11 protein-coding genes are annotated in these 9,721 nt (G+C 60.0%); 7 read left to right on the top strand and 4 right to left on the bottom strand.

Features of this window, described 5'->3' with window-relative positions:
• Position 1: 1 nt before the first annotated feature.
• The 3 genes from AC5JQH_RS14880 to AC5JQH_RS14870 are packed head-to-tail and all read right to left on the bottom strand — an operon-like array spanning position 2 to position 2,434.
• Positions 2-841 carry a thymidylate synthase gene (locus AC5JQH_RS14880; RefSeq protein ID WP_092030347.1) on the bottom strand — a complete coding sequence of 280 codons (840 nt, stop codon included), beginning with the start codon at positions 839-841 and terminating at the stop codon, positions 2-4.
• Entirely contained in the window at positions 838-1,626 is a 789-nt protein-coding gene (gene lgt / locus AC5JQH_RS14875; protein ID WP_008176473.1) for a prolipoprotein diacylglyceryl transferase, read from the bottom strand. The genes AC5JQH_RS14880 and lgt overlap by 4 nt, the downstream gene beginning before the upstream one ends.
• Before the next feature lie 10 nt (positions 1,627-1,636).
• Positions 1,637-2,434, bottom strand: a complete 798-nt coding sequence (locus AC5JQH_RS14870) for a sulfite exporter TauE/SafE family protein (RefSeq protein ID WP_273157754.1) — start codon at positions 2,432-2,434, stop codon at positions 1,637-1,639.
• A gap of 89 nt (positions 2,435-2,523) precedes the next feature.
• Between AC5JQH_RS14870 and AC5JQH_RS14865 the strand changes: the two genes are divergently transcribed.
• The 4 genes from AC5JQH_RS14865 (at position 2,524) to dxs (ending at position 6,607) form a co-directional block, all read left to right on the top strand.
• The gene (locus AC5JQH_RS14865) at positions 2,524-3,297 is read left to right on the top strand and encodes an NRDE family protein (protein WP_288367263.1); all 774 of its coding nucleotides are present in this window, start codon (positions 2,524-2,526) and stop codon (positions 3,295-3,297) included.
• A gap of 55 nt (positions 3,298-3,352) precedes the next feature.
• Positions 3,353-3,607 carry an exodeoxyribonuclease VII small subunit gene (locus AC5JQH_RS14860; protein WP_008176478.1) on the top strand — a complete coding sequence of 85 codons (255 nt, stop codon included), beginning with the start codon at positions 3,353-3,355 and terminating at the stop codon, positions 3,605-3,607.
• Positions 3,607-4,503 (top strand): (2E,6E)-farnesyl diphosphate synthase, encoded by an 897-nt coding sequence (ispA, locus tag AC5JQH_RS14855; RefSeq protein ID WP_491713285.1) that lies wholly within the window; start codon positions 3,607-3,609, stop codon positions 4,501-4,503. The genes AC5JQH_RS14860 and ispA overlap by 1 nt, the downstream gene beginning before the upstream one ends.
• Before the next feature lie 133 nt (positions 4,504-4,636).
• A complete protein-coding gene (gene dxs, locus AC5JQH_RS14850) occupies positions 4,637-6,607 on the top strand; it encodes a 1-deoxy-D-xylulose-5-phosphate synthase (protein ID WP_493791667.1) in 1,971 nt (656 codons plus the stop codon).
• A 36-nt stretch (positions 6,608-6,643) separates the two neighbouring features.
• Here dxs and merR read toward each other — a convergent pair whose 3' ends face one another.
• Entirely contained in the window at positions 6,644-7,078 is a 435-nt protein-coding gene (gene merR, locus AC5JQH_RS14845; RefSeq protein WP_032490487.1) for a mercury resistance transcriptional regulator MerR, read from the bottom strand.
• A gap of 71 nt (positions 7,079-7,149) precedes the next feature.
• Here merR and AC5JQH_RS14840 point away from each other — a divergent pair, with 71 nt between their 5' ends.
• From AC5JQH_RS14840 to merA, 3 genes are all read left to right on the top strand, one after another.
• Entirely contained in the window at positions 7,150-7,500 is a 351-nt protein-coding gene (locus AC5JQH_RS14840; RefSeq protein ID WP_001294663.1) for a mercuric transport protein MerT, read from the top strand.
• A gap of 13 nt (positions 7,501-7,513) precedes the next feature.
• On the top strand, positions 7,514-7,789 hold the full coding sequence (gene merP, locus AC5JQH_RS14835) for a mercury resistance system periplasmic binding protein MerP (protein WP_011405607.1): 276 nt from the start codon (positions 7,514-7,516) through the stop codon (positions 7,787-7,789).
• Between the two features lie 187 nt (positions 7,790-7,976).
• Entirely contained in the window at positions 7,977-9,686 is a 1,710-nt protein-coding gene (gene merA / locus AC5JQH_RS14830) for a mercury(II) reductase (protein WP_011405608.1), read from the top strand.
• Positions 9,687-9,721 lie beyond the last annotated feature (35 nt).

Genomic DNA, 9,721 nt, shown 5'->3' with positions numbered 1-9,721 from the left:
GTCAAATGGCAATCGGCGCCTTGATGCCCGGATAGGGGTCATAACCCTCAAACTCGAAATCTTCCAGCTCGTATTCGAAGATGCTCGCGGGCTTGCGCTTGATCACGAGTTTAGGCAGGGCCCGGGGCTCGCGTTTCAGCTGCTCGAAGACGATGTCGTCGGTCAGGTGGTTCTGGTACAGATGGCAGTCGCCGAAGGTATGCACAAACTCACCGACATCCAGATCACACTGCTGGGCAATCATGTGCGTCAGCAAGGCGTACGAGGCAATATTAAAAGGTACGCCCAGGAACAGATCGGCGCTTCGCTGGTAAAGCTGGCAGGAGAGCTTGCCGTCGGCCACGTAGAACTGGAAAAGGCAGTGACAGGGTGCCAGCGCCATGCGACCCTCGCGAACGTTATCCTGGGGACCGATGGACTCATCCGGAAGCTCAGCGGGGTTCCAGGCGGACACGATCAGCCGGCGGGAATTCGGTTTGGTGCGAATCTGCTCGATCACTTCGCTGATCTGGTCAACCACCTCGCCATTGGGGCACTGCCAGCTTCGCCACTGTTTGCCATAGATAGGCCCAAGGTCACCATTCTCCAATGCCCACTCGTTCCAGATCGAGACCTTCCGTTCCTGCAGCCAGGAGTTGTCGGTGGAGCCCCGCAGGAACCAGAGCAGTTCGTAAATGATGCTGCGCAGGTGGACTTTCTTGGTAGTGACCAGCGGAAAGCCCTCCTGGAGGTTGAAGCGAATCTGACGGCCAAACACCGACCGGGTGCCGACACCGGTGCGGTCTCCCTTGTCGAATCCGTTATCAACAACGTCTTGCATAAGGTCGAGATAGGCTTTCATCGGGCTTGTCTCCGGTAGGCAATAAACATCAGGGCGGCGCCGGCAACGATCATCGGGAAGGACAGTACCTGCCCCATGGTAAGCCAGTCAAAGGCAAGATAGCCCAGCTGCGGATCCGGCTGACGCACGAATTCCACCAGGAAGCGGAACACGCCGTAGCAAATGAGGAACAGACCGGAAACCGCCATGGTCGGGCGCTGCCGGGATGAGAACCACCACAGGATCACGAACAGGGCAACGCCTTCCAGGGCAAACTGGTAAAGCTGGGAGGGATGACGGGCGAGAGAATCCGGAGCCGTTCGAAACACCATACCCCAGGCAACGTCAGTGGGCTTGCCCCACAACTCGCCGTTAATAAAGTTGCCGATCCGCCCTGCGCCGAGTCCAAGGGGCACCAGCGGCGCCACAAAGTCGGCCAGGCGCCAGAATCCGCTGCCCACCTTGCGGCCATACCACCACATGGCAAACATCACGCCCAGCAAACCGCCGTGGAAAGACATGCCCCCTTCCCAGACCCGCAGCAGCCAGAGCGGGTCCGCCAGGAAGGCGTCAAAGTTGTAGAACAGGACATAGCCGAAGCGGCCGCCCAGGATGACCCCCAGGGCCAGGTAAAACAGAAGGTCGCCCATCTGCTCTTCGTTGATCGGCGACCAGGGCTTGCGGGTGCGAATGCGTCCAAGCCACCAGCCGGCTAGAAAACCGAACAGATAAGTCAGACCGTACCAGTGGATCTTGAGGGGGCCGATGGCAATGGCCACCGGATCAATCTGGGGATGCTGCAGCATATACTACCTCTCAGCTCAGGAGAAAACGGAGCCCCACCAGCAGGAGCATGATGGAGAAAGTACGCTTGAGAATCCGGGGGTTCAGCCGATGTGCCAGATTGGCGCCCACCCGGGCAAAGAAAACGCTGGTGAGAATAATACCGATCAGGGCCGGCAGATAAATGAAGCCGGCGCTCGGTTCCGGCAGTGCGGGATTGTCCCACCCTGTCCAGATGTTACCCAGAGCACCGGCAATGGCGATAGGCAGGCCGCAGGCAGCCGATGTGCCCACCGCCTGCTGCATCCGCACGTTGCACCAGCTCAGATAGGGAACCGTCAGAGTTCCACCGCCGATTCCGAAAATCGCCGACGCCCAGCCGATACCGCCCCCGGCAACGCCCAGCCCTGCGACGCCGGGAACATCACGACCGGGCTTGGGGTCGACCTGGTAAAACATCTTCAGGCCCACCAGAATCACGAAAATACCGATCAGCAGTTCCAGCGCTCGCCCGCTCATCAGGGACGCGGTCCAGGCGCCAACCAGGGCACCGGCCACAATCCCCGCGGTCATGGGCCGGAACAGATCCCAGCGCACGGCACCGTGCTTGTTGTGGGAGCGAATGGAGCTGACCGAGGTAAAGACAATGGTCGCCAGCGAGGTGCCAACCGCCAGATGGGGAATAATGTCCGGATTGATTCCCTGCAGACCAAAGCTGAACATCAGCACAGGCACGATGATCAGCCCGCCGCCAATGCCAAACAGGCCCGCGACGGTGCCCGCCAGGGCGCCAAGGGCCAGATAAGATGCTATTACATAGAAAAGGGTCATAGTTTGAGACGCACCCGGGAAAACCAAGGCTGGTATGATACACAGCGCAAGAGTCAACTTCATTAAATCCGGGAGCCTACTCCTAAACCATGTGCCTGATCGCTTTCGCCCTTGGCCAGAACCCTCATTTCCCGCTGGTTGTTGCCGCCAACCGGGATGAATTCTTCCGTCGCCCAACAGCCGCCATGGACTGGTGGACCACAGAATCCGGCACCCGCGTGCTTGCCGGCCGTGATCTGCTTTCCGGGGGCACCTGGCTTGCAGTCAATGCCGATGGCGAGGTCAGTGCCGTGACCAATGTACGGGAAGGCACACCGGAGACCGGTCGAATCAGCCGGGGCGAACTGCCCTTGCGGGCCCTCACCGATTCCCGGGATAGGCTTGAGGGCTATCTACTTGATGAAGCCGATCAGTTTTCCGGCTTCAACCTCGTTCACCTGACCACGGGAGACGGCTGGTATTTCAGTAACCGGGATGCCCACCCCGGCCGGCGGATCCACCGCGGGGTCTACGGCCTGAGCAATCACCTTCTGCAGACACCCTGGCCCAAACTTCTGCGCCTCCGACAGGCCGCAGGGGACACCGTTGCCGCTGCCGGCCGCCACGCAGAAAAGCTGCACAACGAATTGATTCCTCTGCTTCAGGACAGCACGCCGGCACCGGACCACCTGCTGCCTGACACCGGCGTTGGGCTGGAGACCGAGCGCTTCCTGTCGTCGCCCTTTATCGTCGGCTCAGATTACGGCACCCGGGCAACCACCGTGGTGACCGTTTCAGCCAGCGGTGAAATCGAGGTGACGGAACAGAACTGGGGTCCGGATGCCCGGACCGGTGAACGACGTCACTTCCACTGGCGGCGATAGCGATCTGGCTCTGGTATAATCCGCGAAATTCTGCCACCCGATCGGAGGGCCTCTGATGGCCGGTGAACAAGGCGCCACATCGATAGCTGATTTTGAGAAGTCTCTTGATGAACTGGAAAAGCTGGTTCGCGATCTGGAGCAGGGCGAGCTGTCCCTGGAACAGTCCCTGACGGCGTTCGAGCGGGGTGTAAAGCTGACCCGGGAATGCCAGCAGGCGTTGAAGAGCGCCGAGCAACGGGTCGAACAACTGGTCCAGAACAGCGACGGCACCCTGGAAACCCGCCCGTTCTCACCGGATGATGCTGACTGATGTCCGGAAAGAACCTGCTTGCCTCTGATTTTCTGGAAACCTGCCGGGCCCGCGTCGATGCGGAACTGGATCGGTGCATTACCCGTGATTCCGCCTCTGGCCGGCTGCAGGAAGCCATGCGCTACAGCGTGCTGGGCGGTGGCAAGCGAATCCGGCCGGCGTTATGCCTCGCGGCAGCCAGGGCACTGGGACAGACTGGTGACGAAGCCCTGATTCCGGCCTGCGCGGTGGAGCTGATCCATGCCTATTCACTGATCCACGATGACCTGCCGGCCATGGACGACGACGAATTACGCCGCGGACGGCCCACTACCCACATTGCCTTCGACGAAGCCACTGCCATCCTCGCCGGAGATGCCCTGCAAGCGCTGGCCTTCGGCTGGCTCGCCGAGGCTCCGGGGTTATCGGAATCCGTGCGGCTGCTCATGGTCAGGGAACTGGCCCGGGCCAGTGGCCACGGAGGAATGGTTGGTGGTCAGGCCATTGATCTTGAATCGGTGGGCAAGACCCTGGCACTGGCCCAGCTTGAAACCATGCACCGGCACAAGACTGGCGCGTTGATCGAGACCAGCGTGCGGATCGGTGCCCTGACCGCGCCGTCGGTCAACGAGCAGGCTCTGGCCTCTCTTACACAGTATGCCAAGGCACTGGGCCTGGCCTTTCAGGTTCAGGATGACCTGCTGGACATAGAAGGGGACACCACGGTCATTGGCAAACCCCAGGGCTCGGATGCCGCCCGCGCCAAACCCACCTACCCCGCCCTGCTTGGCCTGGAAGGCGCCAGGGAGCACCTGGCCAATCTGCTGGAACAGGCCCAGCAAAGTTTGCAGGCGTTTGGTCCCGAAGCAGACCCCCTGCGGGCAATGGCCGATTACGTGGTGGCAAGAACCCATTGAACCCCGGCGCTCCGAAGGCGCACACTGGCCGTAAATATTTTCGTAACAACTGGCCCGCTTTGTGTGAAACAGCTTCCCCTGTTCCCTTATAATGCCAGTCAGTTACTGAACGTACCGGAAAAGACCCGAGCAGATGCAGGACACTTATATTTTCAAGGAAATCCCGTCACAGCGGCCCAATACGCCGCTTCTGGACCGGATTGACGAACCGGCCCAGCTCAGAGAGCTGGCCCCGGAACAGCTGACCCGGCTGGCCCGGGAGCTCAGGGCCTTTCTGTTATGGTCAGTGGGCCAGACTGGCGGTCATTTCGGGGCCGGCCTGGGCGTGCTTGAGCTTACCGTCGCCCTTCACTACGTCTTTGATACGCCGAGCGACCGCCTGGTGTGGGACGTCGGCCATCAGGCCTACCCCCACAAGATCCTGACCGGACGGAAAGAGTCCATGGGAAGCATCCGCCGCAAAGGCGGTCTGGCCGGCTTCCCGAAACGGGCCGAAAGCGACTACGACACCTTTGGCGTCGGCCATTCCAGCACTTCCATCAGCGCAGCGCTGGGCATGGCGATCGCAGCACGCCTGCAGCAGACCGGCCGAAAGAGCATTGCCGTTATTGGTGACGGCGCCATGACCGCCGGCATGGCGTTCGAGGCACTGAACCACGCCGGTCACCTGCACGCCGACATGCTGGTGATCCTCAACGACAATGACATGTCGATTTCCCGGAACGTTGGCGGGCTGTCCAACTACTTTGCCAAACTGCTGTCCAGTCGCACCTACAATCAGGTCCGCGATAGCAGCAAGAAGGTTCTGCAGGGAGCGCCACACCTGATGGCGCTGGCCAAGAAGACCGAGGAACACTTCAAGGGCATGATTGCCCCTGGCACGCTGTTCGAGGAACTGGGGTTCAACTACATCGGCCCGATCGATGGCCACGACCTGCCCCTGCTGGTTGAAACCCTGGAGAACATCCGCGAACTTGAAGGTCCGCAGTTCCTGCATGTGGTGACGACCAAAGGCAAGGGTTTTGCCCCGGCCGAAGCCGATCCGATCGGCTATCACGCCATCAACAAGATCGAGCCGGTTCCACCCAGTAAACCCGAACCGGTCAAGCCGAAACCGAAGAAGCCCAAATATGCCAACGTCTTCGGGCAATGGCTGTGCGATTCCGCCGAACAGGATGAGCGCGTGGTGGGCATCACCCCGGCCATGTGTGAAGGCTCGGATCTGCTGGCATTCTCACAGCGCTTCCCGGAACGCTACTTCGATGTCGCCATCGCCGAACAGCACGCAGTCACGCTGGCCGCAGGGCTCGCCTGTGACGGCGCCAAGCCGGTGGTCGCCATCTACTCGACGTTCCTGCAGCGGGCGTACGATCAACTGATTCACGATGTCGCTATCCAGAATCTGGATGTGCTGTTCGCGATTGATCGCGCAGGCCTGGTCGGTGAAGACGGTCCGACCCACGCTGGCGCTTTCGACATCAGCTACCTGCGCTGCGTGCCGAACATGGTGGTGATGACACCGTCGGACGAAAACGAAACCCGCCAGATGCTCCAGACCGGCATGCTCTACGAAGGACCGGCATCGGTGCGCTACCCCCGTGGCACGGGCCCCGGTGCCGAAATTCAACAGGAACTGACGCCGCTTGAGATTGGCAAGGGCCGCCGGATTCGCAACGGCAAAGGTGTTGCCATCCTCAACTTTGGCACCCTGCTGGCGCCTGCTCTGGAGGCAGCAGAAGCCATCGGCGCGACGGTCGCAGACATGCGTTTCGTCAAACCCCTGGATGAAGAACTGGTGCTGGAGCTGGCCGAGCAGCATGAACTACTGGTGACCCTGGAAGAAAACGCCATTGCCGGTGGTGCAGGCAGCGCCGTGACCGAATTCCTGAACAGCCGCCTGGTTACCATGCCGGTACTTCAACTGGGCCTGCCCGATACCTTTATGGACCACGGCAAGCACGGCGAGCTGCTGGCCGAATGTAGTCTGGACGCCGCAGGTATTGAATCGTCTATCCGCACGCGGATCGAGACCCTGCGCCACCAGTGTCATTTTCAGAAGGTGACTGCACGGAATATCAAGAGTCGGCTGCACAGTCTTTTCTGATCTGTGGTCGTCTCAGAAAACGGAAAATAAAGCACGCTAAGCTGTGGAAGCCCCTGCCAAGCTCGTTCCACCTTGCAACGACGCAATCAGCGGACACGAAACATTCCCCTGCCGCGAATGGCAGGCGCACACCAGGTCAGACAGCACAGCCTCCATGCGCGCCAAATCGGCCATCTTCTCGCGCACGTCTTGGAGCTTGTGCTCGGCCAGGCTGCTGGCCTCCTCGCAGTGGGTGCCATCGTCGAGCCGCAACAGCTCGGCAATCTCGTCCAGACTGAACCCCAGCCGCTGTGCCGATTTCACGAATTTCACCCGAACCACGTCCGCCTCCCCATAGCGGCGGATGCTGCCGTAAGGCTTGTCCGGTTCCGGCAACAGGCCCTTGCGCTGATAGAAGCGGATTGTCTCCACGTTGACCCCGGCCGCCTTGGCAAAAACGCCAATGGTCAGGTTTTCCAAATTATTTTCCATATCGCTTGACTCCGTACATGAGTACGGAAGTAAGGTTACGCTATCCAATCCAAATTCAAAAGGGCCAACGTATGTCTGAACCACAAAACGGGCGCGGTGCGCTCTTCGCCGGCGGGCTGGCCGCCATTCTTGCATCGACCTGCTGCCTGGGGCCGCTAGTACTGGTCGCCCTGGGCTTCTCCGGTGCTTGGATCGGCAACCTGACGGTGCTGGAACCCTATCGACCGTTGTTCATCGGCGCGGCGCTAGTGGCGCTGTTCTTCGCCTGGAAGCGGATTTACCGGCCCGTGCAGGCATGCAAGCCAGGTGAGGTCTGCGCGATTCCGCAGGTGCGCGCCACCTACAAGCTGATTTTCTGGATCGTGGCCGTGCTGGTCCTGGTCGCGCTTGGATTTCCCTATGTCGTTCCATTTTTCTATTAACCAGGAGTTCATCATGAAGAAACTGTTTGCCTCCCTTGCCCTCGCCGCCGCTGTTGCCCCGGTGTGGGCCGCCACGCAGACGGTCACCTTGGCCGTTCCTGGCATGACCTGCGCGACTTGTCCTATCACCATTAAAAAGGCCTTGAGCAAGGTCGACGGTGTTAGCAAGACCGAGGTCGACTTCTCAACCAAGCTTGCCGTCGTAACGTTTGACGATGCGAAGACCAACGTCCAGGCGCTTAGCAAGGCGACGACGGATGTAGGCTACCCATCTGAGCTGAAGAAGTAAGGCAACAAATAACGGCAGCATCGCTAGAACCACGGCAGAGATGCCGCTCAGGCGATTCTGCCGGTCGTCATCGCGTGAGCAGCCTGTAAACGACCCACGGAGCCTGTTCCCTGAAGCGCACAACCGATTCAGTGACCGAGGCGTCGTACTAGTTGGCTTGGGCACAACGGATAAAAGAGAGAGCGGAATGCAAGAGTTAAACGAAGTTGGTTTGAGCGTGGCGGGAATGACTTGCCCAAGTTGTACAAGGCACGTTGAGGACGCGCTGCTGGCGGTCCCCGGCGTAACGCGAGCGGCTGTCGATTATCCATCGAACAAGGCGCAAGTCACAGGCAATAGGCTTGACGTGTCCGCGCTCGTAGCAGCAGTGGGCGCCCTTGGTTACGGTGCTACGCCTACAGACGAATTTGAAAGCAAAGAGCGCAGTGTTGAACAGCCAGGACTCCTTGGCAAAGCCGCCCAGTGGCTGAGCGGCGAGCGCGCGGTGGAGAAACCGGCAGGTCAGCTGCATGTGGCGATCATCGGTACTGGCGGCGCCGCTGTGGCAGCAGCGCTGAAGGCAGCTGAAAACGGTGCCCGTGTCACCCTGATCGAGCGGGGAACTATCGGCGGCACCTGCGTCAACGTGGGCTGCGTCCCTTCTAAGATCATGATTCGGGCAGCGCATATCGCTCATCTGCGACGCGAAAGTCCTTTTGACGTGGGACTGTCGGCAACGCCCCCAGTTGTCCTGCGTGACCGTCTGCTGGCGCAACAGCAGGCCCGTGTGGACGAGCTGCGTCATGCTAAATATGAAAGCATCCTCGAAAGCAATCCGTCGATCAATCTGGTGCGAGGCAGCGCCCGATTCAAGGATGGCCAAACGCTTATCGTGGAAGCGGCAGAAGGTGACACTCGCGAAGTGGCCTTCGATCGCTGTCTCATTGCCACTGGTGCAAGCGCTGCCATCCCGCCGTTGCCTGGTCTTGCAGGAACGCCATATTGGACGTCCACCGAAGCCCTGGTTAGCGAAGCCATTCCTAAACGGCTGGCAGTAATTGGCGCCTCGGTCGTAGCACTGGAACTGGCACAAGCGTTTGCGCGCTTGGGCAGCGAGGTGACGGTCCTGGCCCGGCGCACCTTGTTTGCCAGTGACGACCCTGCCATTGGCGAGGCCGTGACTGCAGCTTTCCGTGCGGAAGGCATCACGGTGCTGACACAGACGCAGGCGAGTGCCGTGACCTATTGCGACCGCCAATTCATCCTGACGACCGCGCAGGGCGAGTTAAAGGTGGATCAATTGCTTGTTGCCACCGGCCGCACGCCAAATACCGCAAGCCTGAATCTCGAGCGCGCAGGTGTGACGTTTGACTCGCAACATCGCATCCTGATCGATCAAGGCATGCGCACGAGTGCTTCGAACATTTACGCAGCTGGCGACTGCACTGACCAGCCTCAGTACGTCTACGTTGCAGCCGCGGCTGGTACCCGGGCTGGCATTAATATGACCGGCGGCGACGTAAAGCTCGATCTCGACGCCATGCCGGCAGTCGTGTTCACCGATCCGCAAGTTGCCACGGTAGGCTACAGTGAAGCAGAGGCCCAGCGCATTGGTCTGCAAACCGAAAGCCGTACGCTCACGCTCGACAATGTGCCGCGTGCACTCGCCAACTTCGATACCCGCGGCTTTATCAAGCTTGTTGCTGAGGCAGGGTCCGGACGCATTCTCGGAGTCCAGGCTGTGACACCGGAAGCAGGCGAAATCATCCAGACTGCCGCGATTGCCATCCGGGCCCGCATGACCGTCCAGGATCTGGCTAACCAGCTTTTCCCTTACCTCACCATGGTTGAAGGTCTCAAACTGGTGGCACAGACTTTTTCGAAGGATGTGACACAGCTATCGTGCTGTGCCGGCTAAACCTTGGGCACCAAAACAGGGACAGAGGAGTTTTT

The organism is Marinobacter sp. H13, from assembly GCF_059072335.1.
Note: the sequence above shows the minus strand (reverse complement) of the source record. Positions and strands in the feature narration are given on the sequence as shown.

Coding starts and splice junctions, on each gene's coding strand:
- AC5JQH_RS14880 (WP_092030347.1), bottom strand. CDS start 841: ATGAAAGCCTATCTCGACCTTATGCAAGACGTTGTTGATAACGGATTC.
- lgt (WP_008176473.1), bottom strand. CDS start 1,626: ATGCTGCAGCATCCCCAGATTGATCCGGTGGCCATTGCCATCGGCCCC.
- AC5JQH_RS14870 (WP_273157754.1), bottom strand. CDS start 2,434: ATGACCCTTTTCTATGTAATAGCATCTTATCTGGCCCTTGGCGCCCTG.
- AC5JQH_RS14865 (WP_288367263.1), top strand. CDS start 2,524: ATGTGCCTGATCGCTTTCGCCCTTGGCCAGAACCCTCATTTCCCGCTG.
- AC5JQH_RS14860 (WP_008176478.1), top strand. CDS start 3,353: ATGGCCGGTGAACAAGGCGCCACATCGATAGCTGATTTTGAGAAGTCT.
- ispA (WP_491713285.1), top strand. CDS start 3,607: ATGTCCGGAAAGAACCTGCTTGCCTCTGATTTTCTGGAAACCTGCCGG.
- dxs (WP_493791667.1), top strand. CDS start 4,637: ATGCAGGACACTTATATTTTCAAGGAAATCCCGTCACAGCGGCCCAAT.
- merR (WP_032490487.1), bottom strand. CDS start 7,078: ATGGAAAATAATTTGGAAAACCTGACCATTGGCGTTTTTGCCAAGGCG.
- AC5JQH_RS14840 (WP_001294663.1), top strand. CDS start 7,150: ATGTCTGAACCACAAAACGGGCGCGGTGCGCTCTTCGCCGGCGGGCTG.
- merP (WP_011405607.1), top strand. CDS start 7,514: ATGAAGAAACTGTTTGCCTCCCTTGCCCTCGCCGCCGCTGTTGCCCCG.
- merA (WP_011405608.1), top strand. CDS start 7,977: ATGCAAGAGTTAAACGAAGTTGGTTTGAGCGTGGCGGGAATGACTTGC.